This window comes from Nostoc sp. DedQUE07 (assembly GCF_034530975.2).
Taxonomy (GTDB): Bacteria; Cyanobacteriota; Cyanobacteriia; order Cyanobacteriales; family Nostocaceae; genus Nostoc.
Map to the genome: position 1 here is coordinate 1 of NZ_JAVRCC020000078.1, position 25,851 is coordinate 25,851.

The 25,851-nt window shown below is 40.8% G+C and carries 16 protein-coding genes; 11 read left to right on the forward strand and 5 right to left on the reverse strand.

What is annotated here, in order from left to right:
• Positions 1-1,670: SIMPL domain-containing protein (locus RMZ95_RS31970; RefSeq protein ID WP_409884318.1), on the forward strand; the 1,670-nt coding region annotated here is incomplete at its 5' end.
• Between the two features lie 413 nt (positions 1,671-2,083).
• On the opposite strand, the gene RMZ95_RS31975 is transcribed toward RMZ95_RS31970, so the two are convergent.
• On the reverse strand, positions 2,084-3,634 hold the full coding sequence (locus tag RMZ95_RS31975) for a PAS domain-containing sensor histidine kinase (protein ID WP_322684165.1): 1,551 nt from the start codon (positions 3,632-3,634) through the stop codon (positions 2,084-2,086).
• Positions 3,635-4,108: 474 nt separating this feature from the next.
• Between RMZ95_RS31975 and RMZ95_RS31980 the strand changes: the two genes are divergently transcribed.
• Together RMZ95_RS31980 and RMZ95_RS31985 are read left to right on the forward strand one after the other, a co-directional pair.
• Entirely contained in the window at positions 4,109-5,548 is a 1,440-nt protein-coding gene (locus RMZ95_RS31980; RefSeq protein WP_322684166.1) for an AAA-like domain-containing protein, read from the forward strand.
• Between the two features lie 427 nt (positions 5,549-5,975).
• Positions 5,976-6,779, forward strand: coding sequence for a PEP-CTERM sorting domain-containing protein (locus tag RMZ95_RS31985; RefSeq protein ID WP_322684167.1), 804 nt, complete (start codon positions 5,976-5,978; stop codon positions 6,777-6,779).
• A gap of 167 nt (positions 6,780-6,946) precedes the next feature.
• On the opposite strand, the gene ebsA is transcribed toward RMZ95_RS31985, so the two are convergent.
• Positions 6,947-7,321, reverse strand: a complete 375-nt coding sequence (gene ebsA / locus RMZ95_RS31990; protein ID WP_289797664.1) for a type IV pilus biogenesis protein EbsA — start codon at positions 7,319-7,321, stop codon at positions 6,947-6,949.
• Positions 7,322-8,028: 707 nt separating this feature from the next.
• On the opposite strand from ebsA, the gene RMZ95_RS31995 reads away from it, so the two are divergent.
• The gene (locus RMZ95_RS31995) at positions 8,029-9,435 is read left to right on the forward strand and encodes a glycosyltransferase family 2 protein (RefSeq protein ID WP_322684168.1); all 1,407 of its coding nucleotides are present in this window, start codon (positions 8,029-8,031) and stop codon (positions 9,433-9,435) included.
• A 168-nt stretch (positions 9,436-9,603) separates the two neighbouring features.
• Here RMZ95_RS31995 and dnaX read toward each other — a convergent pair whose 3' ends face one another.
• Positions 9,604-12,960 carry a DNA polymerase III subunit gamma/tau gene (gene dnaX, locus RMZ95_RS32000; RefSeq protein WP_322684169.1) on the reverse strand — a complete coding sequence of 1,119 codons (3,357 nt, stop codon included), beginning with the start codon at positions 12,958-12,960 and terminating at the stop codon, positions 9,604-9,606.
• A 375-nt stretch (positions 12,961-13,335) separates the two neighbouring features.
• Here dnaX and RMZ95_RS32005 point away from each other — a divergent pair, with 375 nt between their 5' ends.
• From RMZ95_RS32005 to RMZ95_RS32020, 4 genes are all read left to right on the forward strand, one after another.
• Positions 13,336-14,037, forward strand: a complete 702-nt coding sequence (locus RMZ95_RS32005; protein WP_322684170.1) for a hypothetical protein — start codon at positions 13,336-13,338, stop codon at positions 14,035-14,037.
• 197 nt (positions 14,038-14,234) lie between these two features.
• Positions 14,235-18,023: a CHAT domain-containing protein gene (locus tag RMZ95_RS32010; RefSeq protein ID WP_322684171.1), complete on the forward strand. Its 3,789-nt coding sequence runs from the start codon at positions 14,235-14,237 to the stop codon at positions 18,021-18,023.
• 355 nt (positions 18,024-18,378) lie between these two features.
• Entirely contained in the window at positions 18,379-18,846 is a 468-nt protein-coding gene (locus tag RMZ95_RS32015) for a GNAT family N-acetyltransferase (RefSeq protein ID WP_322670878.1), read from the forward strand.
• 779 nt (positions 18,847-19,625) lie between these two features.
• On the forward strand, positions 19,626-21,332 hold the full coding sequence (locus RMZ95_RS32020; RefSeq protein WP_322670877.1) for a fasciclin domain-containing protein: 1,707 nt from the start codon (positions 19,626-19,628) through the stop codon (positions 21,330-21,332).
• 54 nt (positions 21,333-21,386) lie between these two features.
• Here the strand turns inward: RMZ95_RS32020 and RMZ95_RS32025 are convergent, their stop codons facing one another.
• Positions 21,387-22,052 carry a class I SAM-dependent methyltransferase gene (locus RMZ95_RS32025; RefSeq protein WP_322684172.1) on the reverse strand — a complete coding sequence of 222 codons (666 nt, stop codon included), beginning with the start codon at positions 22,050-22,052 and terminating at the stop codon, positions 21,387-21,389.
• A gap of 67 nt (positions 22,053-22,119) precedes the next feature.
• On the opposite strand from RMZ95_RS32025, the gene RMZ95_RS32030 reads away from it, so the two are divergent.
• Complete coding sequence (locus tag RMZ95_RS32030) at positions 22,120-22,527, forward strand: hypothetical protein (protein WP_322684173.1); 408 nt, start codon at positions 22,120-22,122, stop codon at positions 22,525-22,527.
• Between the two features lie 10 nt (positions 22,528-22,537).
• On the opposite strand, the gene RMZ95_RS32035 is transcribed toward RMZ95_RS32030, so the two are convergent.
• Positions 22,538-23,227: a hypothetical protein gene (locus RMZ95_RS32035; protein WP_322684174.1), complete on the reverse strand. Its 690-nt coding sequence runs from the start codon at positions 23,225-23,227 to the stop codon at positions 22,538-22,540.
• 613 nt (positions 23,228-23,840) lie between these two features.
• Here RMZ95_RS32035 and RMZ95_RS32040 point away from each other — a divergent pair.
• Positions 23,841-24,614, forward strand: a complete 774-nt coding sequence (locus RMZ95_RS32040) for a hypothetical protein (RefSeq protein ID WP_322684175.1) — start codon at positions 23,841-23,843, stop codon at positions 24,612-24,614.
• A gap of 189 nt (positions 24,615-24,803) precedes the next feature.
• Positions 24,804-25,172: a hypothetical protein gene (locus RMZ95_RS32045; RefSeq protein ID WP_322684176.1), complete on the forward strand. Its 369-nt coding sequence runs from the start codon at positions 24,804-24,806 to the stop codon at positions 25,170-25,172.
• The last annotated feature ends 679 nt before the right edge of the window (positions 25,173-25,851 follow it).

Below are 25,851 nucleotides of genomic sequence, written 5' to 3' on the forward strand. Positions count from 1 at the left end.
AGATTATTGACATTGATATCAACTCAGATGATAATCCTAGACCATCTCCCTTGGTGTCTAATTTAACAGCAGATAGGACTTTTGCATTAGCTAGTACAACTCCTATAATTGGTAGTCCTCAAACGGTAAAAGCTAGTGTTTCTCTAGATATCGGTTATTCTCCAAATTCAGCAGGGACTCTTGCTTCGGCTACTGATAATCTCATCGGTGTGAGAAATTTGGGTATTGCGATCGCCGATTCTTTGATTGGTAGCACCACTCCAAAAACTCCTCAGATATTGGAAGTTACTGGTCAAGGAGAGGTTAATGTTGCGACCACGTTAACTGATGTAGAATTGGGGATTAAAATACAGGGAAAAACTGCAACTGAAGTTCAACAACTTGTTGCTCAACGTTCAAGTGCGGTAGTTGATGTCTTGCAAAAGCTTGGGGCGCAAGAACTTCAAACTACATCTATTCAACTAAATCCTGTTTATAGTTATGAAAATAGTACTCAAACCCTAACAGGTTTTGAAGGTCTCAACACACTTCAGTTTGAGTTACCAACAAATCAATCTGGGGCAGCAATTGACAAAGCTATTCAAGCAGGCGCAAATGTCATACAAAATATCAGCTTCACTGCCTCAGACGAAGTATTGCAGCAGGCACGCTTGCAAGTTCTGAGCGAAGCTGTCAAAGATGCTAAAGCTCAAGCTCAGAGTGTTTTTAGTACCTTGCAGTTAACCCCCGGAGAGATTATTGACATTGATATCAACTCAGATGATAATCCTAGACCATCTCCCTTGGTGTCTAATTTAACAGCAGATAGGACTTTTGCATTAGCTAGTACAACTCCTATAATTGGTAGTCCTCAAACGGTAAAAGCTAGTGTTTCTCTAGATATCGGTTATTCTCCAAATTCAGCAGGGACTCTTGCTTCGGCTACTGATAATCTCATCGGTGTGAGAAATTTGGGTATTGCGATCGCCGATTCTTTGATTGGTAGCACCACTCCAAAAACTCCTCAGATATTGGAAGTTACTGGTCAAGGAGAGGTTAATGTTGCGACCACGTTAACTGATGTAGAATTGGGGATTAAAATACAGGGAAAAACTGCAACTGAAGTTCAACAACTTGTTGCTCAACGTTCAAGTGCGGTAGTTGATGTCTTGCAAAAGCTTGGGGCGCAAGAACTTCAAACTACATCTATTCAACTAAATCCTGTTTATAGTTATGAAAATAGTACTCAAACCCTAACAGGTTTTGAAGGTCTCAACACACTTCAGTTTGAGTTACCAACAAATCAATCTGGAGCAGCAATTGACAAAGCTATTCAAGCAGGCGCAAATATCATACAAAATATCAGCTTCACTGCCTCAGACGAAGTATTGCAGCAGGCACGCTTGCAAGTTCTGAGCGAAGCTGTCAAAGATGCTAAAGCTCAAGCTCAGAGTGTTTTTAGTACCTTGCAGTTAACCCCCGGAGAGATTATTGACATTGATATCAACTCAGATGATAATCCTAGACCATCTCCCTTGGTGTCTAATTTAACAGCAGATAGGGTTTCTACAACTCCTATAATTGGTGGTTCTCAGACGGTAAAAGCTAGTGTTTCTCTAGATATCGGTTATTCTCCAAATTCAGGAGTGATTCTCGATCTACCTCTTAATGGATTGCAGCAATTTGCTTAATCAGGACTTATGCAAGTTTCATAAGCACGTGGCGGACTACACCGCGCTCAATACCGTTCGGTTAAGGAATTTTTTGGTTGAGGCAGGCGGCGGCCGCCTTGTTAATACATCGACTTGTATTGTGAATGCGGCGGCCGCCTTGTTAATACATCGACTTGTATTGTGAATGCAGCGGCCGCCTTGTTAATACATCGACTTGTATTGTGAAGGCGACGGCCGCCTTGTTAATACATCGACTTGCATTGTGAATGCGGCGGCCGCCTTGTTAATGCATCGACTTGCAAAAATTAACACCTCCTCCCCAAAGTTAAATACCTAAAAGTTGGCGTGTTTCTATCCTCGTTCCCAGCCTGGAGACTGGGAACTAGTTGGAGTAAGGGCTGTATCTTAACTTAGTGCCATTCGTTCATTACCTAAAAGTTGGCGTGTTTTCTAATTGCGGCATAGTGTCTTGCTGTTGTATTCATCTCAATCACCAACTCTGTCCCTTGACCTAACTGAGAATTACACTTAAGTTTACCTTGATGTTTTTCAACGATAATTTGCCGACTAATTGATAACCCTAGTCCTTGACTTTTGCTTACTGGCTTGGTTGTAAAAAACGGTTCAAATATATGTCTTTGGATATGGGGAAGTATACCTTTGCCATTGTCAAAAATGCGAATGATAACTTTGTGCTTTTTCCCTAGTAGTTTGTCATTTAGCCAACGTTCATGATTATTGACCAATGATAAATGACTGCTAACAACTTCTGTATGAATCAAAATTTTTGGAGTAAAAGAATGATCGTGTTTCATCCTTTCTTCTAAAGCATCAATGGCATTAGTTAAGATGTTGATGAATACCTGATTTAGTTCACCAGGGTAACACTCAATTAAGGGTAATTTCCCAAAGGTTTTAATTACTTTAATCTCTGCTCTATCAGGTTTTTCTTTGAGACGATGTTGCAAAATCCTGAGAACGCTATCAAATCCTTGATGTATGTCAACCTTTTGCATTTGACCGTCGTCAGAGGTAGAAAAATTCCGCAAGGCGAAAACAATATCTTTCACGCGCTCAGAACAGGCTCGCATTGACCACAGTAATTTAAAAAATTCTGTCTTCACGAAACCAAAGTCAAGGTGTTGCAAATGTAAGGCAATAACTGGGGTAGGCGTGGGATAGTAATATTGGTAAAGTTCAATAATTCTGATTAAATCTTCAGCGTATTTACTAGCAGTATGGATATTGCTGGAAATAAAGTTAACGGGGTTGTTAATTTCGTTAGCCATATCCGCCACCAGTTGACCGAGATTAGCCATTTTCTGGTTCTGCAATAACTGCTTTTGAGTATATTTGAGTTCATCAAGAGTAGTTTCTAGCTGTTGTGATTTTTCCTTAACTTGGTCTTCGGTAGACTGGTGTTGAGCAATTTCTCTTTGGAGTTGTTCAAATAGTTGGTATTGTTGAGTAGCGTAGGCGCAGCCCGTCGTAGACATCGCTTTATCCTGGTTAATATCCTTGTGCGTTCCCACCATCCGCACTGGTTTACCGAATTTATCCCGTTGGAATACTTTGCCACAAGTCAAAATCCACTTCCACTCCCCGGATTTAGTCAACATTCGCAATTCGACTTCAAACACAGGTATGCATCCTTGGAGATAATCGTGCAATACCTGACGAATTCTTGGTAAATCCTGTGGATGTACCAGTTGTTCAAAGGATTTATAATCGTTGTCGATTTCCTCTACTTTATATCCCAGGATGCTTTTCCATTGGGAATCATAATAGGTTTTGTCAGTTACCAGATTCCAATCCCACAACCCCAAGCCACTAGCGATTAATGCCATTTGTAAGGCGGCTTGTGAGCATTGGCAAGTATCTAAATTTTCTAGAGATAAGTCTTTGGCTTCTGGGAAACTCTGAGAATCTTGTACTGAAAATGGAGCTTCTGATTCATGAGTAGCGGGTTCTTGGATATGCATAGCTGCTGGTACGATGAGGAAGATATTCTGTAGCTTTCTCTCTACGCTGTTTTAGCACCCTGACGATTCAGTTATGGACAAATCGCCTAGTTGGTTTATTAGGCTGTAACTTAGGTCAGGAATATATCAGCCCATATCATAAATTGGGATGGAATTTAGAAGAATGTAACCTCTGTTGCGATCGCAATAGCAATCTTTTATAAAAAATCGCTACATTGTTGTGCATCTACATTCTAAGATATGTCTAAAAAAAGTAGTTCAAGTCACATATAATTACCTAAAAAGCCCGAAAAAGTTGTAAAAAAAATTCTATGATTGAATCACGCTAAATAATTTCAGGATGCAAAAAATTGTCAAGGCTTTTTTGTAGCTTTTTGAGTCACGTCTGGCTGCTATGCATACAAGGCAGCCGACATTGACTTCTAAAGCTGAATGGTGTGAGAAAAGATCATACTGAATTAGAGTCAATGAGTAATGACTATAGATGAACTAGTATTGCTACTAAAAGCCAGTCAAGCAACCGGTTTAACGACGCTCCAAGAGTTGATATTGCGTTCTTCGTGGGAAGGAGAAACCTACACCAATATAGCTAGTGAAGCGCACTACGGCGAGGAACGTGTCAAGAAAATCGCTGCTCATTTATGGCAAGTACTGAGTAATTTTTACAAAGAACCAATACATAAATCCAACTTTCGCCAGACTCTAGAAAATCATCCTCAAAGCGTTGCGCATCAGCAGTTAATTAAGGAATTCAACCGAGCCGCCACAGCGATATCCTTAGAATTTCCTAGTGGCCCAGTATCTCTTAATTCCAGATTTTACATCCCTCGACCGCCAATTGAAGAACTCGCTTACGCAGAAATGGCTGAACCTGGGAGTGTAATTTGCATCAAAGCACCCAAAAAGATGGGGAAAAGCTCTTTGGTTTTGCGGTTGCTTGCACGCGCTAACAAGCAAGGCTTTCGCACCGTAACTTTGGACTTTCAGCAAGCAGACAAAGCAGTATTTGCCAGTTTGGATAAATTTTTGCGCTGGTTCTGTGCCAATGTTAGTCGGGAGTTACAGCTAGAACCAAAACTCAATGATTATTGGGATGAAGATATGGGTAGCAAAGTCAGCTGCTCTATCTATTTCCAAAAATATTTACTGTCTGCGCTCTCAAGTCCCCTGGTTTTAGTATTAAATGAGGTGGATTGGGTATTTGAGTATCAGGAAATTGCTCAAGAGTTGCTACCATTAGTGCGATCGTGGCATGAACAAGCCAAAAGGGTAGAAATTTGGCAAAAACTGCGTCTGGTTCTGGTTTATTCAACAGAAATTCTTGTTCCCATAAAACTCACTCAATCGCCATTATTTAATATTGGTTTGACAATTAATTTACCTCCCTTTACGAAAGAGCAAGTGCAGGATTTAGCACAACGTCACGGCTTGGATTGGACAGATGGTGAAGATGCCGATAGTTTGATGGCAATGGTGGGAGGAAATCCTTATTTGGTGCGATTGGCATTGTATCACATTGTGGGTAAAGGCGGATTAAAAAGAGATTTAGGACAGTTATTGCAACAAGCACCCACAGAAGCCGGAATTTATAACCAGTGTCTAAGGCAATATGTATTAGCACTTCGAGATCAGCCAGAATTGGGAGATGCTTTTTATGAAGTGATTAATACTACAAATTATCTGAAATTAGAGCCAAGCTTGGCATATAAATTACAAAGTATAGGGCTAATTAATTTAGAAGGCGATGTCTACGACGGGCTACGCCTACGCAGTACTCCTGCGTGTGAATTATATCGGTTATATTTCCAACAATATTTCAAAAAAAGTGAGCATTTCAATAATACTCATGTTGAACAATTGAAACAAGAAAATCAACAGTTATCAGTCCTCTCTAGTTTAGATGAACTAACTTAATTAGTTAATCACTGCTACTTTGAAAGCTACCTGCAAATTGAGTGGCAAAATTTTGCTCGTCAAAACACTCTAATATCACTGATTTTTTGCGATATGAAGAAGAATTCAGCTATTCTGAACTCCGGAGTCAGAATAAATCAGTGGTGAATTCAGACCCGCCACTGTTTTGTTTACCACTAAATATGCAGATTGAGTGGAGGTGTTAAACCCCTTAATTCATCCAGCAGTCGCACAAAATTCATGTCTGTTTTCTGACTTCTGACGCCTTTATTCTGTTTTGCTAAAAATAGCAACTGATAAGACTTTTTTTGTCGATGAAACTTCCATTACTAGCTTGGGAATAATAAATCATGCATGAGATAAACTTGCAATTAATCTCAGCATATTAGGTGTGTTTACTATCGACAAATAAAGGAACAGTTTGTTAATGAAAGTGAGTTCATCAGGGATTAAGCTAGGTTTTGCAGCTGTTAGCAGTAGTTGTCTTGCGGCAGTAGCGATCGCTATGAGTGGAGCAAGTGCAATTGCTGCTCAATTCATCACAATTGAAAGCACTGGTACATTATCAGGAACTATCGAACTGCCCAGAAATAATCCTAATTTCAATAATAGTATTACTCGTATTGATACGGATGATACTGGAACTTATTACTGGAACTTAGGTACTAATAATAATCCTAATTATGTTCCTGTATACCAATCAGACTATTTACAGGTAGAAACACGCTCCGATGGAAGTCTGCATCACTTTGTTGACTTTAAAGGTATTCCAATTGTCTCGTTTGATGGTGTTCTGACATCACCTGTTCTTTCTGGTGGTCAATTGACTACCTTTCTTTACCAGGGACAATTGTCAGGAACCACATTTCAAGGAGTAGTTCAAGATGAATTTAATCTTACAAAAGCTTTCTACACTGGTACTGTCACTGACCCAAATACCGGAAAGAAATATCAAGGTACTTTTGAAGTGAGTGGATATGGGGAGCGATATAGTAATCCCAATGGTAATTTAACTCCCACGGTCTTTGATTTCCAGTCTGATATTCCAGGTTTCCCAGGCGTAACATCCTTGACCATAACTAATGCTAGTTTGGCAAATTTAAGAATCATAGTACCTATAAATGAAACTTCTATTCCAGAACCCGCTACCCTTATCGGAACTCTGATGGTAGCTAGTTTTGGTATCGTTCTGAAAAGAAGAAAAGACAGCGGACTTAGGAAGACCTTTTAAAACTGAAAGCCTGTTGTAAAAAAGCTCACAAGGCTGAAGCTGAATTGTAAACGTCAGCGCCTTGTGAGCAAATAATCTTAGACAATAAGGACTAAAGTCCTTACTACGAACTTATTTATCTATTAATTTAAAATAAGCCGAACTTTTGCAAATCCGGCTGAGTTTAATCAATCATCTATACGCAGTAGTTTGCGATAAAATGGTTGTGAAAAATCAGTTATACGATAACGTTTATAGTTATCCATAAGTTCAATTAAAAAATTAATAAACTCGAAACTAGCCATCATCAGTTCATAACTCAGGTCAGCATTGCCATCAAACTGAATTCGGCAACGGGTTAAGTCTGAGGGTAAAGTAGCAACATTCCAGGAGGCGACAAAGGGGACATGTTCGCTGGCTTCGATCTTCCGATGTCCTTCCAAGACCCCTTTTTGATAAAGACTGATGGCATAGGGTAAGAAATTGCGCCTAGCGCCCTGAACATAAGGTAAGTAAACACTGGCTTGTTGTTGAGTTGCAGGCTGGAGTTGCTCAATAGACATAGTTAAATATTCCTCAAGTTAGTTAGCAACTGGGGATATTAGTGGATGTTAGTAGTATTCCCCAAAGATGTGTCTAAAGCACATAGTAGGAATGGGGATTGGGGATTGGGGATTGGGGATTGGGCATAAGGGATAAGTCTTTGATACTTGCTGACGAGTTTTTGAACTCCACTCCTCTGCTCTCCAGTCCCCCAGTCCCCAGTCCCCAGTCCCCATGCCCAATGCCCCATACCCCATGCCCCATGCCTAATAAATGAAGTTACTACTAAGAAATATTAAAATTTCGGTTACAATGATGCTGCATTAACTGTTATCGAATCTGGGAACGGTAACACTAAAAATCCCTACTGTACAGTGGTGGATGCTATTATTGCAGTTTTTCCCAACAAAAAGCTGCTGCTACCTTGCTATTACTTTACCCAAACCGGAGTTCTCATTAGGGAAAATCCGACTCTACAAGCTTCCTGCCGAAGTGGCTATCAAAGGAATCAAGCTTCTGTCTAAGAGTAGTAAACGCGGTTAATATGAGGTAATTACGCACAGTGGCGGTGACAACAAAGATAGTCCCAGCGGCTTTTGGCTTAGGGATAGCGGGTATTGCAGTTTGCCCATTCCGATTAATATCGGGAAAAGTAGCTTAGGGATATTTGTCCGTAAAATTACTAACTGTAGACAAATAGTGGTTTTTGAATCAAGCAACCTAACCTATGCCAGCGAATTCCTGGCCCGAAGAAGATTCTTATCAAGAGCTCGATCCGCTCAACTCCTTGTTATCTGACCTATCAGTAGATGAGGAGTCAGTGTTAGAGACAGATTCTATGTCTCTACCATCCCGGTTTCAAGGTCGTAGAGGCAAAGCAGCTCTAGTCTTGACTATCGTCTGGAGTGGCACGATCGCTCTACATTTAGTTTCTTGGGCTTCCATTTTTATTCTAGGACTGACCACCATTCTAGGATTTCATGCTTTGGTGGTGGTGTTTACTAAATCCCGTCGCTATCCAAAAGAAATACAGGGAGATTTACCTTCTGTTTCTGTGCTAGTGGCTGCGAAAAATGAGGAAGCGGTAATTGCTAAATTAGTCAAAAATCTTTGTAATCTGGAATATCCAGGTGGGGAGTACGAAATTTGGATAATTGACGATCGCAGCAGTGATAGCACGCCACATTTATTAGCGGAACTCGCACAGAAACACGACCAGCTGAAAGTACTAAGGCGTTCAGCAGAAGCTACTGGTGGCAAATCGGGGGCGTTGAATCAGGTATTGCCGCTGACAAAGGGCGACATTATAGCAGTATTTGATGCTGATGCCCAAGTAACACCAGATTTACTGCAACAGGTAATACCTTTATTTCAAAGAGAAAACGTGGGGGCGGTGCAGGTGCGAAAAGCGATCGCCAACGCTAAAGCAAACTTTTGGACTAAGGGTCAAATGGCCGAAATGGCTCTTGATACCTGGTTTCAGCAACAACGGACTGCCCTTGGTGGCATTGGCGAACTGCGGGGCAATGGTCAATTTGTCCGGCGTTCCGCCTTGGAAAGCTGCGGTGGCTGGAATGAAGAAACTATTACCGATGATTTGGATTTGACAATCCGCTTACATTTGGATAAATGGGATATTGAGTGTGTTTTCCATCCAGCGGTGCAAGAAGAAGGAGTGACAAATGCAGTTTCACTCTGGCATCAGCGCAACCGTTGGGCAGAAGGCGGTTATCAGCGCTATTTAGATTATTGGGATTTAATTCTCAAAAACCGGATGGGGACGCGTAAAAGCTGGGATTTGCTGATTTTTATGCTGATTATGTATATCTTACCGACAGCAGCAGTCCCAGATTTATTAATGGCGATCGCTCGTCATCGTCCGCCAATGTTAAGTCCGATCACAGGCTTGTCCATTTCTATGTCGATGGTAGGGATGTTTACAGGTCTGAAGCGGGTACGTCAAGATCAAAAATTCCCACTTTCTACACATCTTACGATGCTGGTGCAAACCCTGCGTGGCAGTTTATATATGTTGCACTGGTTAGTCGTCATGAGCAGCACTACTGCTCGGATGTCGGTAAGACCAAAGCGCCTGAAATGGGTGAAAACCTTGCATACCGGGAATGGGGAATAGCCCCTTTGGGGAATTAAAAATTCAAAATTCAAAATGCAAAATTACCAAAAATAATTTTGCATTTTTTTTAGGGACTGACAAAAATAATTATCCAGAATTATTTGTATATTCGTAGGATCGCAAGGCCTTGCGCCCCTACAATGGGATATTTTTTTAATTGAAAGTTCTTTATTCATCATCTACGTCTGCTTCTTCTACCCATTCTGGTGTAGTTGTGGAATCTGAGAATTCTGGGAAATCATCTGCAAAACGGATGATTTGTCCGTTGAAAAATTCTGCTACACGTTGAGCTGCGATCGCTACTTCGTCAGGTTCCCAATCAGGTGCGGGTGTTTGTTTTGGAGGTGGAGGCAAAGTTTGCATCCCGTTTGCATTTACCCCGTTTCTATTTACGCCATTTCCATTTACACCATTGCCATTTCTTGCCGCCAACTCGCTTTTTTGTGGTGCTGGTGATGGATTAGTTGGCTGTGGTGCTGGCGCTGGAGGCGACGAAATTTGCTGGTTGTGGCTAGGTGTGGGTGGTTGCTGAACGCGACTAGAGTCTTTTGGCGGAGGATTTTTTTTGGCTGAGGTAGAGTTTGAAGAAATTCCTTTTTCTATATTTATCTGGATTTCACGCTGGAAAGTCTGCTGAAAAGCTGCTGCAATCATCGGTAGATAAGATTTCCCCTTGTCATACCATGCCTGTTTAATCGCAATTCGAGCCACAACACCGTCAAACTCTATGAGTTGGCTCATTTGACGCAGCATTTCTTGCCTTGATTTTGGCTGGAGATTGGCAAGCACTTGTTGCCAAACCTGAGTTAAGTCATATTCTGCTTCGCCAACAACTTCTGAAGTTACTGGTTCAATGTTCGCAGGTGGCACAGGAACAGCAACAGGTTCTGGGGTTTGTGGTGAAACTGATTTAGCAGCAGAATTGCGATCTGTTTGCTGTTCAACTGGGGGAGATGAAGTGACGGGCTGATTTTGGGCAGCTGTTTGATGATTGGCAGATGCAGAATTATGATTTGTTTGCGGTTCAGCTACAGGTACAGAAGAGACTGGGTGATTTTGGGCAACGACTGGAGGATAGCTTGGAGATACAACAGGTGTATTAACTCGCGGCGCGATACTTGGGGCTTGTGGCTGAATATTTGTCGTCGCACTCGGTAACAATCCTAGTAATGTTACCTCCAACCACAAACGCGGTTGAGTGGTGTTTTTAATTTGTACTTCAGCTTCTCGCAAGTGTTTTTGTCCTGCCAAAATCGCGCTCATATCGAAGTATTGAGCAAATTCAATCAGCGTTGTCCAGGTTTGCTGAGTACAAGCAACCAAATCGTGGCGGTTGGGTGCTGTTTTGGCAATCAGTAAATCGCGGTAAAAAGCAGCGAGATTTTGCAGAATAGTTAGGGGTTCTCGACCACGATCTAGAATGTAGTGAGTACAGTCTAGAACTGCTTCCGGTTTATCTTGAGCGATCGCATTTAAAAGCGCTAACAAGTCCTGTTCGCTTACCGTCCCTACCAAATCCCAAACTCGCTCTGGTGTGACTTCACCTGCTAACAAGCCCAATTGATCGAGTAGACTTTCGGCATCTCGCAAGCCTCCCTGAGAAAGTTGGGCTACTAGGGTGACAGCATCATGTGAAATATGAATGTTTTCTTTAAAGGCGATCGCACTTAAATGCTTCACCATCGCCTCTAACTGAATGCGTCTAAAATCAAACCTTTGACAGCGCGAAATAATCGTTGGTAAGACTCTTTGCGGGTCTGTTGTCGCCAATACAAAAACCACGTGTCTCGGTGGTTCCTCTAATGTCTTAAGTAGCGCATTGAATGCCTGGGTACTGAGCATGTGGCAATTATGTACCAAAAGCCCATTTGCCACAAAGTTATGATTATCTGCTACTTCAATGTCATAGACTCGCTCGATCCCAGCGAGGTGAACAGATTCGACTGTCTCCAAACTTGTAATCCATTGAGGGGATGGAATATTGTTTAAGGTCTGCCAGCCATTTTCTACTGGTGCTTGCCCCCAACCGTATATAGTGGTATGTCTTGCCTGTACTACTTCTGGTGTAAAATTTTGTTGTTGCTGAGTATCCCATTGCTGTAAGCCAAGTAGCAATGAGTTGGTTTTCTGCGGCAGAGAATCCTTCGGTATGTAGTTGAATTTGTGGACTTCCTTCTGGACTGAGGGCAAGTGAACCATCATCGCAAAACCACCAAGCAATTCCTTCTGGGGTAATTCGATTAAGCCAGTCCATAGAGACGAGTTTTTTATCCCTATTCGGTTTAACGATGTCAAAGACATCTTTGAGTTGGGGATGGCAACCTGTGTTACAGGTAACTGATATGTTTCCGTATCCTTTGTTAGATGTAATTCGCAGTTTTGGACGCAATTCTTGAAGGCGATAGGCTTTATATTCCAACCATTCTTGCTGCTTTTCTGAGTGTGTCCAACACAATCTGGGGAATCTGCTGTATTTATTGGGATAACTGATAGAGCAATCTCCAAGCAAGGTTCCGTAGATAAGCCCAAGTGCATTTGGTTGTATAACTGCCGCATCTGCAAGGAACTTTTCTGTTCTAAGTTCCCAAATTCCGTGTCCCTTTTTATATGGATGTTTTTCCCAGCGAGACTGGATACTGATGATTCCTCGTCCCTTTTTTTGTAAAAAGATTGGGATATCAAGCTTTTCTCCACACCCGCAAGCACAGAAAGGTCGGAGTAATTCGGCTTGTTTAAGGATAGATTCCAGGTCGTATGATTTTTGCCCTGATGTATTGCCTTTAAACTGGTGTCCGCTAGCAAATCTCCGAGTGCGTCCATCGATACCAAATTTGTAAATGAGGATGCCGCATCCGCACTCACAGGGGATAGTATCTTCACTCCTTCTTTTACGTCCAATGCTTGTAGCCATCCCTGGTTTGTCCTAATTAAATGATTACCCGTACATCTAATTTCTCGGTTAGTTGTCTTTATAACCAGGGTTTGCCGTTCTCCTTGGTCTAACCATTTGACAACTTTCTTAAATTCCCACTTAAGAGATGAGTCGTTATAACTCAGTACTTTCTTTCCTTTAATTTTGGGATCGTCAATTCTGTGAAGTCCCTCATCAGTCAAGACCAGAGAATCTCCAGTTAGGCATTCATCAATAACATAAACCTTGTAGCGACACTGCACAGGAGCAAACTGGGCTTTTTCAATCAACTCGCGGATATTATCGACACCAGTATTACTGGCGGCGTCAATTTCAATTACGTCTAGGGTGTAGCCCTTAGCGATCCCCTGACAAACCTCACACACACCACAAGGTTCAGCAGTAGGCTTATCACTTTTTAAACAATTGAGGGATTTAGCCAAAATCCGGGCACTAGAAGTTTTCCCCGTACCTCTTGGCCCGGTGAATAAGTAGGCAGGGGCGATTTTAGATGTGCCGATCGCGTTCGTGAGGGTGGTGGCGATCGCCTCTTGGCCCACCAGTTCAGCAAAACTTTTGGGGCGATATTTGTGGTGCAGGGGTTCGTAAGACATGGAAATATAGACTTCAATGCCTTTCAAAGTGAATTAGTAGCACCGAGTCGAGTTGAGGATTCAATTATTTTAAACTCTCGTACCTGGCTTTATTTATCGATGTTGCCATAGCCCAAGACTCAACTAATGCCGTAAATTTTGGCACTCAGGAAAGCAAGCAACCAGAGCTTATCCTCTACTATGATTTCAACATCAATGTATGGGAATTATAGCATATTATTTAGTACATTTGTTCTATTTAAGGAGACTGGGAAGCAGAGAAGAATAACTCTTGACAAATGACAAATGACAAATGACAAATGACTATACGTTTTATTGACTGAACTATCATAGTCCAGTGCGATCGCTACAATTTTATAGATAAAGTAAAACTCGATGGTGCAGCAGATGCTCAAGCGGCTATTTCAATGGCTCAAAAAGCTTTTTCAGAATTTGTTTGGTGGAAAACAGACTACCTCAAAATCTAGGGGGAATGTAGAAAAAGAACCAGCACCACCCTTAAGCGATACGGATCTGGAATTTCTTTTCAACGAACTGTTGCAAGGAGTACATCAAGCACGAGGGGAAGCATGGGCACAGAAGTGGCTGCATAATATCGAACATCGCATCACAACTCAAGACTGGGTTGAGTGGTTAGAGCGCTTTGGCGACAGATTGCTCGCATCTCCGACACCAAATAATGAAATGGCTGCGCGGTTAGTGCAATTGGGTGAGTTAAACGTCGGAGAAATTGGAGATGTTGCCTATAATATCGGGATGCAGTTGTTGACACGCAATGAAGGCGAACCAATTTGGGAATATGAAGGGCCAGATGCTTTTAGCACTACTTCTTTGCCCTCTGAGGTAACTGCCTCAGTATCAGAGTCAGCAGATGCGCCAGAGAACCTCCCAGAGGGAGAATACCAAACTGTCACCCTAGAACAGTTGTTTGTCATGTTGCAGGAGGATGAAAATTTACGTCAGCAGATTGCTCAACAACTTGCCGTTGAAACAGACGATCCACAAGTGCTTGTCCAAGCATTAATTAGTCAGTTATATCCTGGTGGTCAATCGACTACAGAGCAAACTGAAAATTAACTGCTGGAGAGAATCAAATTCAAGAGTGAAATCTGGGAATTGTTACGTTGTAATGCTATGCTCTTGAAGATTTGTATATTTTTTGCTAACCTGCTACGGAAGCGCTGTCCGAATCTAATGGATTTTTACGTAATTGATGATTTTTTTAAGACAACGATGGCTACAATCTAGAAAAACAAAATCCAAGAGTGTGGCAGATGCTCAGGCGGATATCGCAGTCGCTTAAAAGGTTTTTAAAGCGCCTCATTGCAAGTAAACAGAATAGTTCTCTCAAGGCTTCGAGAGGACGCAATCTGGTGGGGGTACCACCAGAACTAACCAATGCGGATCTGGAACAATTGTTTATCCAATTGTTAGAAGGCGTGCATCAAGCACGAGGACGACAGTGGGCATTGAGGTATCTGCAACGAATCGAAAATCGCATTCCGGCTGAACGTTGGATAGACTGGTTGGTGATGTTTGGTGAAAGCTTACTAGCTTCACCTACACCAAATCCTCTTTTAGCAACACAAATGGTGCAATTAGGGGAACTTGGTGTTGGCAGAATTGGAGAAGTTGCTTATGACATTGGCATTCGGCTAATGCAAAACTTACCTACAGAGATAGAATATCAGGACAATCAGGCACAAGATGACCTAGATGATCTAGAAATCACTCCTGGGCAAGAACTGATCCGCGATTTGGGCGAGCAGTTATGGGAGTATGATGAGCCAGATGTAATCGAAACTACAACCGATGAAGAAATTATCCCAACTTCTCCCGGACAAGAGCTAATCCTTAGCTTTGGCGAGCAATTATGGGAATATGATGTGCCAGATGTTGAACCAATAACATCAGCACCTCAAAATGCCTCTTTTGAGGATAAATCGCCCGAAAACTTCGAGGAACTGGTATCGGAATATGAAAGGGAAGACGCCCAAGCCACAATACCAGAAAATATCCCCCTACCGACAGCAGAAGATACAATCAGCTTGTTAACTCAACTTCGGTTCGACGAAGAAATTGTTCAAATTACTACACCAGCAAATCTTCTTTCCACGAGACAAAGGACTGAGTTAGCAACGTCTCCCTCGGTGGAAACCTGGGATAACACTTTGACGAATTTAGAGCCAAATGTGGCTAATACTTTAGATGAGTTATGGGTGAAGTTGGATCAAAGTACCAATTTAGTCCAGCAACTTGCTTCAGATTTGGCAGTTCAAAGCAGTAATTCTCCTGGTATTATTGAGCGGCATAACGATAATCCGATTACCCACCCTCAAGGGTGGTTTTACCAAGGTCTTCAGCAAGCGAAAACAGGCGATTTGCTAGGCGCGATCGCATCTTATGACCAAGCCATTGAAATGCAACCCGAATTCTCCGAATATTGGTTTAATCGAGGCTTAACGCTGTTCCATTTAGAACGTTTTGATGAAGCGATCGCGTCTTATGAAACAGCCATAGAACTGAAACCAGACTTTTACAAAGCTTGGTACAACCGGGGTGGAACTCTCGGAGAATTAGGATACTTTGAAGAAGCGATCGCTTCTTTTGACAAAGCTATAGAAATTAAGCCAGACTATCAAGAAGCGTGGTCTAGCAAGGGTTTGGCACTGCTGAAATTAGGTTGGCTACCAGAAGCTATTGCTAGTTATGACCAAGCGCTACAACTCCAACCAGAAGACCAGGAAAACTGGTATTACCGAGGCATAGCCCTAGCCGTCAGCGAACAATTTGCCGAGGCGATTATATCTTACGATAGAGCTATAGAAATTAACCCAGAGTACCACGAAGTGTGGATAGATCGGGGTGTAGTGCTGTTTAATTTAGGCAGGTGGTCAGAAGCGATCGCTTCCTGGGACAAAGCACTTTCAGTTCAAGCTGATTTCTACTTAGCTTGGTATAACCGGGGTATAGCATTAGACAACTTAGGGCGCAGACAAGAAGCGATCGCCTCCTATCAACAAGCGATCGCCATTAAACCCGATTTCCACTTAGCTTGGTATAATCAGGCAGTAGCACTGTTTTATTTAGAACAATTTGCTGAAGCGATCGCCTGTTATGACAACGCTTTGCAAATTAAACAAGATTATTGGGAAGCTTGGATTGGTCGGGGAACTGCGATCGGTCATTTAGTAGTAGATTCTGACGAATTACTCAATTTGTCGAGTAGTATCATAGCGACAAATCCCGCCTTACAACAGGGCGGCTACGAAGGAAAATTAGCCAGCTACGAAGAAGGGTTAAGGCATCTGCGGACAGATACCCATCCAGAAGGTTGGGGTAGATTGCATTTTGCGATCGCTAATACTTACTATGAGCAAGGCAAAAAACATACCAATCCCCGCGATTATTGGCGTAAAGCTGCATCTGAGTATCATCAAGCGTTGTTAACCCTGACATTAGAATATTTTCCCCAGTTGCACTTAGAGGTTTTGCAATCTCTAAGCAAAGTGTTGATGGGTTTGGGACAAACCACACAAGTTCAAGAATTGCTGCAACGCGGGACAGATTTATTGCGACAATTACTGAGTGAAGAAACTCGCTCAGACGAAAGTAAAAAACAGTTAGCTTTAAAATTTACCGGCTTCGATCAATTAGCAGTTGATTTAGCTGTGGAGTCGGGTGATTTAGTAGAAGCTTGGGAAATTGCCGAACAAGGTAAAAATGCTTGTTTAAACTGGCTGCTTTCTGGCTGGAATAATAATATTTACTCGCCTTATTATGGCGCAATTCAACAACTATTCAATCCCACAACAGCAATTATTTACTGGCATATTAGCCCAGTTGCCCTACATACTTTCATTCTCAAAGACCAAGCACCATCACCGATTCTCCTGTTTACACCCATGCAAGATACTGGGGTAATACCTTTAGGAGAAGATGCTATCCGTCTCAATGAATTGCCTCTACCCGAAGCAGTGCAACGCCTAATTGAATTTGAAATTTGGTTAGAAGATTGGCATCAAAAATACCAAGAATATCGCAGCACAGCCCACGACAAAGAAAGTAAAAGTCACCATTCTTGGCGAGTTGAGATGGAAGAGAAACTGTTGCAACTGTATGAAATCCTGAATATTTCCACAATTGCACAGGAACTCGAAGGCATCACCCAACTGGTATTAATTCCTCACCGTGACTTGTACAGATTGCCCATTCATACACTTTTCCATCTTTCTTCGCCATCACCAGAACAGTTACCGAATGTGGAATCAAATTTCAGCGTCACCTATCTACCTAGCGCCCAAATAGGTTTATCAATCAGAACTGAGGATATTTGGCAGTGGCAAAATAAGTTATTGCTGAGTGTTGAACATCCTGAAAGTACAGGTTATCCCACACTTAAATTTGCCAAATTAGAGTCTGAAATTGTTAGTCAGATGTTCAATAATATCCAACGAATTCAAGGGGCAGAAGCAACGAAAAGTATTGTTGAAAATGCCCTATTTGATAATTATAATATCTTGCATTTTACAGGTCATGTTACTAATAATTTAACTGAACCTAAAAAATCAGAATTAGCATTAGCGGGTGAAGACAGACTTACTCTAGATGAAATCTGCCAACAAAATCTAGATAGTTACAACCTTATTACCCTCTCTGCCTGTGAAAATTTAAGTACTAACAACTACACTATCAGCAGCGAATATGTAAGTTTAGTCAGTGGTTTTGTAACTCAGGGCGTACCTCATGTAGTGAGTACTCTCTGGAGTGTAGAATCTTCGGCTAGCGCCTTGGTGATGATCGAGTTTTACCGACGATTACAGCCCAATAAATCAGCAGTTACTGCCTTAGCTGAAGCAACACGATGGCTGAAAGAACTAACTGCTGGAGAACTGACAAAATGGTATGAAGATATTTTGAATAATCTGCATTCAGAAGAAGTAAGAATTCAAACTTATTTAGCGACCCAACTATATAGAAATAGTAAAATGGCATCAGATAAAAATCTTTATAATCATCCTTATTATTGGGCAGCTTTTACAATTATGGGTAAGCCTAATTAATACTTTGAAACTTTTATTCCAGCCATAAAATTAGCCAGATACTTGTTTTTAGCTTCACCTCTCTAAAAGTTCAATGATTTCAGTAAAATAGTCTAACTATATACAAAAATTGGATGAATTTACTGTGGTCTTAAAATTAATGGCAAAAGTGAAGATTAAAAATAAATATGAAATCAGAAACCAGAAATATAGTACTTAAAGCTTACGCAGAACTATATAAGTAAGTCGGCAGAAAAAACCAAACTAAGTAAGTTGGCACAATAAAACTAAACTATGTGAAGAGAGGTAAACTAGACTAAAACTTTCTTTCCTCCTGCCTTATCGCAACGATAAATTTTTACGCCGAACTACAGCTTTGTCTAAACCTATAATTACCGTTCGCCTAATTACACGCGACGAACTTCCCCAACTTTTGGCTTTATATAAGCATCTAAATCCTGTCGATGCGCCTCTACCGACTGATGATGTCTTACAATCTATCTGGGATGGAATTTTAGATGATCCCCGTTTGTATTACATTGTGGCTGATGTTGATAAGCAGTTAGTAGCAACATGTAATTTAACTATTGTTCCCAACTTGACGCGTGGCGCACGTCCATACGGCATTATTGAAAATGTTGTTACCCATCTCGATTATCGACAACAGGGATTTGGTACACAAGTGCTGCATTATGCCTTAGCTTTAGCATGGCAGCAACAGTGCTATAAAGTGATGCTTCTAAGCGGCTCAAAAAACGAGGAGACGTTGCACTTCTATGAAAAAGCAGGATTCAAGCGTGGACTAAAAACAGGATTTGTTGCCCTACCTCCAGAGGAGTTGTGAGCAAAATTTATACAGATTAGCCAGCTTCCAAAAATCCTAGTTTATCTTTGGGTTCGCTTTTATAAAATAGTCTTTTGGAAAAAAATAATTCTTAGCCAAAAATCTTGGCGCAATCAGGCTCGAAAATTTTGATTGCGATCGCTAATTTCCAGTCTAGTATTTGAAAATTTATATTTAAAAATTTCCCATCAATGACAACTATCTAAAGAGTGAAAGTTTTTCTTCAAAATCCAGCCCTGAGTTAGTTGTATACTCTCGAAAAAAGATTAACAATACACCATATCGCCAAGATTGACTTTATTTCTTTTATTTCTTAAATATTGCTAAAGATCATGATACATTTAATTTGACGGCATTAACCCTCCTCGGCAATTATAAAGAGACGGCTATTAAAAGCCAATTATTTTACTGCTTGACTGCAATTTTAGAACTGAATAAAATCGCTTACTTGCATTAATTCTCTTTATGGCTGCGACATATTATATTACCACAGGAGCCATGCTTATTTTGAGTGTACTCTGCGGTTCTTAAAAAAATAGGAATTCGATACTATGTGTGGTGCACATGAGGATAAACGTTATGAGATATCAGAGCAGCTACTCATAATGTCCAGCGTATTAATTTTCCAGAGCTAACAGGTTTCATTTCTGGTTTTCATGTCGAGGCGAACCAAATAATCATCTTAGATATTTGTATTCACTTAACCTTGCATCCAGTATTTTCCAGATAATCAACATAATCAACTAATCAACCCAAGAAATTGAAAAGAGGATATTTCCATGTCTAGTTTGTCTCGTTGGTCATCAACAAAGGTTGCTTTGCTAGTTCTGGGAATGACAGCTGCTACAATAACTCCCATCATAATTTCTGCCCCAGCTTCATCTCAAACTCCTGTTCCATCTACGACACCATCACCTGATACACCATCACCTGCAACACCATCACCTGCGACACCATCGCCGACTTCAACAGTTAACCTGTCTGATGTTTCCTCAGATTATTGGGCGCGTCCCTTCATTCAAGCCCTAGCTGAGAATAACGTGATTAGTGGCTTTCCTGATGGCACTTATAGACCAAATCAGCCTGTGACTCGTGCAGAATTTGCTGCTTTGATTCAAAAAGCTTTCAGTAACCAAAACCGAGTCCGGCAATTAAGTGCAGGTGGATTTAGTGATGTTCCTGCTAACTACTGGGCCGCTGCTGCAATTCAAAACGCTTACGAAACTGGATTTTTGGCAGGCTATCCTGGGAACGTATTTAGACCAAATCAAGAAATTCCTAGAGTGCAGGGGATCGTTGCTTTAAGTAGTGGTTTAGGTTTAACTGGTGGCGATACAAGTACTCTCACTACTTACTACAACGATGCCTCAGCTATCCCAGAGTATGCTGTTGGCAGTGTTGCAGCAGCGACAGTAAGTAATCTTGTTGTCAACTACCCGGATGTAAAACAACTCAATCCGCAACAGTCTTTGACTCGTGCTGAAGCAGCAGCACTTTTATATCAAGCTTTAGTTAAACAAGGACGGGCGCAACCCATTGCTAGCAATCTTCCAGCTAGTCAGTACGTTGTAGCTGGAACTCCTGCCGGTACTGATATTGTTGCTCTAGCGTCATCCAGTAGTTCTTTTACAACTCTGACTTCTTTATTAAAGACAGCCGGTTTAGCAGATATTCTTCAACAGCCAGGCCCTTATACAGTCTTTGCTCCCACCAATGACGCATTTGCTGCTTTACCTGCTGCTACCTTACAACAGTTAGAGCAACCAGAAAACAGAGAAGCGTTAGTTAAGATTTTGAGATATCACGTGGTTCCCGGTGCGGTAACTTCTAGTCAACTCTCAGCAGGGGAATTGACAACAGATGAAGGAAGACCTGTAAATATTAAAATCGATTCCGCTAACAGTCAAGTCTCGGTGAATAATGCCAGAGTTCTCCAGGCGGACGTGAAAGCTAGCAATGGTGTTATCCATGCAATTAACCAAGTCCTGATTCCGCCTGACGTTAACATCAGTCAGTTAAATCAGCCACCAACAGGAAATGGGACACCTGATGTTAACGTAGGTAGAAGTACTCGTGGTGGCAGAAGCTATATCGGAGTTGGTGGTAACATTGGTTTGAGCGGCGATGATACAGCTCTAAGCGACACTAACTTTACAGTGATCAGCAAACTCGGTCTGACAAATAATATATCAGTGCGACCATCGGTAATCTTCGGGGACGATACAATATTTCTAGTTCCCGTGACTTTAGATTTTTCTCCCCGCAGAGCAGGTTCAGTGGGTGAAAGAACCTTTGCTATATCTCCTTACATCGGTGCTGGTGTAGCAATTGAAGCTAATGCTGATACTGATATTGGATTACTATTAACAGGTGGTGTAGACATTCCTCTCGGTTCTAGACTTACGCTAACAGGTGGTGTAAATGCTGCTTTTGTAGATGATACTGATGTAGGACTACAGTTAGGAATTGGCTATAACTTCAGGTAAATAGAAGTAGAACATGCAATAAGGGCGCACAGTTAGTTGTGCGCTCTTGCTGTATTAAGGTCGCTTGATTGCTAAAGTAAGTCCATCGGCGATGGGGACAAGGGAGAGGGTAACTCGTTCGTCATGATGTAACTTTTTGTTTAGCGCCCGGATTGCTTGGGTGCTTTCATCTTGATTTTGCTCATCAGCTACTTGTCCAGACCATAAAACATTATCGATCGCAATTAATCCACCTGGACGAACTAATTGCAGCGATCGCTCATAATATCCATCATAATTTTCTTTATCAGCATCAATAAAGGCAAAATCAAAAGTTTCGGCTTGTCCAGTTGCTAATAACTTATCTAAAGTTTCCAAAGCTGGTGCCAATCGGAGATCGATTTTATCAGCAACCCCAGATGCTTGCCAATACCGCCGAGCAATCGCAGTAAATTCTTCACTCACATCACAAGCGATAATCTTGCCATCAGTCGGTAGTGCCAAAGCTACAGAAAGTGAGCTATAACCCGTAAACACTCCAACTTCTAAGGTTTTTTTCGCTCCAATCAACTGCACCAGAAGGCTCATAAACTGCCCTTGTTCTGGTGAAATCTGCATTCCACTGCGGGGATGATTGGCGGTTTCTTGGCGCAACTTCCCAAGAATTTCTGGTTCTCGCAGCGAAACAGATAAAAGATAATTGTAAAGTTGGTTATCAAGACCTATAGACTGTTTTGGCATGATAGATCGGAGAATTGAGAGAAACTACAGTTATACTATCGCTGATCAGTGGAATCTCAGGAATAACATGGTGCGGTTAGTTTTGACAGCAATATTGCTGGTGCTAGTGACAGCTTGTGGCAGTATTGGACTGTTACCAACTAGCGATTTAGTGCAAAAAGCGATCGCACTTGGGCTAGAACAAACTCAACAAAAACTTAGCCAACAGTTGGATTTAGATTTTCAAGGATTTGAAATCAAGCGGCTATCAATTACCCAAGAACAACCACTGACGATTGAAAATTTACCAGCTTTCCACGTTCGGGGAACCTACGACTTGATTCTCAAGCTACCAAAACGGCGCTTGACACAACCAAAACAACCCTTTGACGTTTACTTGCAAATTCAGCAAGAAGGTAAAACTTGGCGATCGCTAATTCCAGAAAAGGGTAGTAAAGATACTCAACCAACCTGGCGCAGTTACTTAGTTGAGTAAACCTGTGTCATCAAAGTGCTTTTTTACGGTTGTGTAAGAATTGCAAACCAGTAGCGTAAACACCAAATGCCAGTAAACCTGACATAAAATTGGGTTCAGGAACACTAGCAGTAGATACAGAATTGATACCAACAGCAAAGTCTTGATTTAAATCTACATTATCAACAAATGAACTGTCGGCAGCACCAATAAATATAAATTTTGCATCAATGGGAACTTGTACAATAGCACCATTAAAATCTACACGTGAGATGTAAAAAATACTATTGTCTAAACACTGCAATGGAAGACAACCGTTGGGAAGAATTGGATTAATAGCACCAGGAACTCTGTCAGTCCTTGCGCCATTATACTCTCCGGTGTTTGGTAGCAATCTATTGTCAGCGCTGAAAGTAGCCCACATTGCACCAAAGTATTCGTCAGTCGGATCGTCAAAGGGTGAAAAACTGCCAAACCGTTCCAGTTTAATTGTGTCCCCTGAATTAACTCCCAAGTTTGTTAGAGAAAAAGGTACGCTGTCAGGACTAAATGTATATGAGGAAATAAAACTTGCACTGGGGTCAATATTGAATTTGGCTGCCAAAGCTTGAGCAGAATCAGTTTTGAATAATAGTATTAAGCTGAAAGCGGTTTGAGCTGTTACAACTGATAATTTGGTGAATAATTTAGGAGCTTTTTGATTAAAAAAAAAGATTGACATAGTGATTTTTTACAAATTGTTAATTACTGAAGTTAGACAAAAAGTGAGGTATTAAAGTATAACTCAGCTATCTTACTGTTTAATTTTTATTTATGAGTATATTTAAATATTTAATCGTCAAACTATCTTATAAAAGATAAAACTGTCAATCTACCAATAGCTAGTTGACAATTGATAACGAGACTAAATTATAAGTTTTATTTAAATTTTGGTTGATGAATTGAAATTTTTTTATCAGGGAAAAAGTTCTGCGCCACCTATTGTAAATTTTGATAAATGATTGCATGAGGCTATTGTTCCGAAGTCAAAAATACAATGTCTTCGGATAGAGAAACTTTTTATTGGTAATTAACGCTTAAAAAGTTCAAGAAATAAAGCTAAGTTTGTCGCAGTTGTGGAAAAACTAGATTAAGGGTTTTTAAATTTTGAATGACGTACAGTGGAATATGTGCTATTAAAAAAACTATCACAAGGATTCTGAACACAAAAATTTTTAAGGTTTGAATTTCGCACAGTAGGATATGTGCTACTCAAAAAACTATCACAAGCATTTACGTATAACTGCTAGGGTACAGTCACGATCGAGGTATAGTTTCATCGGAGACAGGGTAAGATGTATATCAACTTTTTTATCAGTTCCATTATTGGAATTGTAGTTCCAGTGCTGGTGGCTTTTGGCTTACTGCAATGGTTGCACATACCTACAGGTAACTTTCTTGATTGGGTGATTGGTGGTGCTAGTTTTTGGTGGCTGTTGGTAATTGTTACCGTACCGTGGAATGTGCATTTTCAAGCCAAAGAAGTCTTAGCAGAAGCAGCACAATCAACTGAGAAAGGCATTCCAGTCGATGAGAAACAAGTGAAGTATGTCACATTGTTGGCAAAGCGATCGCTCTGGGTTGCTATTGCTTTACACTTATTCTCAGCTGTTGGTCTTTATACCCTTGCTGTCACTGGTATTAGTACAGTTGGATATATAAGTTCTGGTGCAGCTTTATTATTAACAATTTTGCGTCCAGCGATTCGCGCTTACGAGTATTTATATGCGCGGTTAGCGATGATTCGCCAAGAATGGAAGTATCCGCGCGAAGATATTTTGGAACTGCGCGATCGCTTCTCTATATTGGAACAAAAAATCCAGTCATTGGAAGATCAACTCAACCCGGAACAACCCTATTCCTTACCCACAACTCAACAACGTTTTGCCGAAGAAACTCGCAGAGATTTAGCTCGAATTGCGGCTAATTTAGAAGAATTACGGGCGACAAATCAAACGGAACATGAGCGTTTGGGGAGAGAAGCCAGAAATGCGATCGCGCAACTTTCTACCGATGGGCAATTTCTCGATCATGTCCGCGAAATCATTCGATTTTTTAAAACCGCTTAATTATTGCTTTAATAACCTGACCGAATTTTAAGTTTTGGATAATGATAGTGAATATTCATCATCCAAAATTTAAAAGAATTATTCAAAAACGGTTAACTATAACTTACGACCAGAAGAATAGGTTTGACATAAATTGTATAGTTCAGTATGCAATTTTTCTATATGTTGTAAAAAAGGAAAAAATCGGAAATGTTGGATTCTCTTCTCTTGTTTTTTATATTAGCCACAATTATTCCTTTTTTTATTGCTCAGATTATGCCGAACAGCAAGTGGCTAATAGGTTATGCTATTTGTTTTGGAACTTTTGTTGTTTCTGAGTATTATAATCACTTAACAACGCCAATCGAGCAACGAGGAAATGGTTTTGTTTACGCCTGGGCAATGCTTGCGAATTATTTAATTAATACATCGGGAACTGTGGGAATAATCGACAGGGCTATTGTATTATACTTTAAGTCAAGAGGGTATAAAATCAATATATGGTTCATAGTTAATATAATTTTTCTTGATTTGATGCTTGTTTACATAGCGATATTGATAGTTAACATTCCTAAATAGATAGGCATTATTAAACAGAAAACAAGGATTATCAGGACTAAAGTCCTTATTACAAACTTTAATTGATTTACGTCTAAGAGGATGTTTGAAAAGTTTTCTTCTCGGTAACAAAGCGTTCTAGATCCCCCTAAATCCCCCTTAAAAAGGGGGACTTTGATTCCGGTTCCCCCCTTTTTAAGGGGGGCTAGGGGGGATCGGTTAGTGCCTAAAATCACAACCAACCACTTTTCAAACAACCTCTAACGACTTAGTAAATATCCCTTCATTTCTACTAATTTAAAATCCACTATTGAGGCTCATAGTATACCTCACTAGAGCAGGAAAGGCTATAGTGAAGTTCACATAACATCAGGAGTACTCATAGTGAATCAGATACAACTCACTTTAACTATTAGTTACTTGTTAATGTCATGCTATTTTTTAAGCAATTGGTTAATATTTTCCCTGCGTCATCCCACTTCTACTCCCGATGATAAATTTTTATCGGTTGTGATGTTTTTAGTCACAGCTATCTTCTGGCCTATGATGATTCCGATGTCTTGTTTAGAAATGGTTCAACAAAAGCGCATAGACTTTAGTAAAATTATTCCTGTTCTCTTAGCAATATTTGTATTTAGTGTTTCATATTATATCATGTCCGGTAAATCACTTACGATTAAGCTCCGATGTTAATCCACCA

What these genes read in the sequence shown, in the direction of transcription:
- RMZ95_RS31975 (WP_322684165.1), bottom strand. Translation starts at nt 3,634, where the DNA reads ATGCATATCCAAGAACCCGCTACTCATGAATCAGAAGCTCCATTTTCA.
- RMZ95_RS31980 (WP_322684166.1), top strand. Translation starts at nt 4,109, where the DNA reads ATGACTATAGATGAACTAGTATTGCTACTAAAAGCCAGTCAAGCAACC.
- RMZ95_RS31985 (WP_322684167.1), top strand. Translation starts at nt 5,976, where the DNA reads ATGAAAGTGAGTTCATCAGGGATTAAGCTAGGTTTTGCAGCTGTTAGC.
- ebsA (WP_289797664.1), bottom strand. Translation starts at nt 7,321, where the DNA reads ATGTCTATTGAGCAACTCCAGCCTGCAACTCAACAACAAGCCAGTGTT.
- RMZ95_RS31995 (WP_322684168.1), top strand. Translation starts at nt 8,029, where the DNA reads ATGCCAGCGAATTCCTGGCCCGAAGAAGATTCTTATCAAGAGCTCGAT.
- dnaX (WP_322684169.1), bottom strand. Translation starts at nt 12,960, where the DNA reads ATGTCTTACGAACCCCTGCACCACAAATATCGCCCCAAAAGTTTTGCT.
- RMZ95_RS32005 (WP_322684170.1), top strand. Translation starts at nt 13,336, where the DNA reads ATGGTGCAGCAGATGCTCAAGCGGCTATTTCAATGGCTCAAAAAGCTT.
- RMZ95_RS32010 (WP_322684171.1), top strand. Translation starts at nt 14,235, where the DNA reads ATGCTCAGGCGGATATCGCAGTCGCTTAAAAGGTTTTTAAAGCGCCTC.
- RMZ95_RS32020 (WP_322670877.1), top strand. Translation starts at nt 19,626, where the DNA reads ATGTCTAGTTTGTCTCGTTGGTCATCAACAAAGGTTGCTTTGCTAGTT.
- RMZ95_RS32025 (WP_322684172.1), bottom strand. Translation starts at nt 22,052, where the DNA reads ATGCCAAAACAGTCTATAGGTCTTGATAACCAACTTTACAATTATCTT.
- RMZ95_RS32030 (WP_322684173.1), top strand. Translation starts at nt 22,120, where the DNA reads ATGGTGCGGTTAGTTTTGACAGCAATATTGCTGGTGCTAGTGACAGCT.
- RMZ95_RS32035 (WP_322684174.1), bottom strand. Translation starts at nt 23,227, where the DNA reads ATGTCAATCTTTTTTTTTAATCAAAAAGCTCCTAAATTATTCACCAAA.
- RMZ95_RS32040 (WP_322684175.1), top strand. Translation starts at nt 23,841, where the DNA reads ATGTATATCAACTTTTTTATCAGTTCCATTATTGGAATTGTAGTTCCA.
- RMZ95_RS32045 (WP_322684176.1), top strand. Translation starts at nt 24,804, where the DNA reads ATGTTGGATTCTCTTCTCTTGTTTTTTATATTAGCCACAATTATTCCT.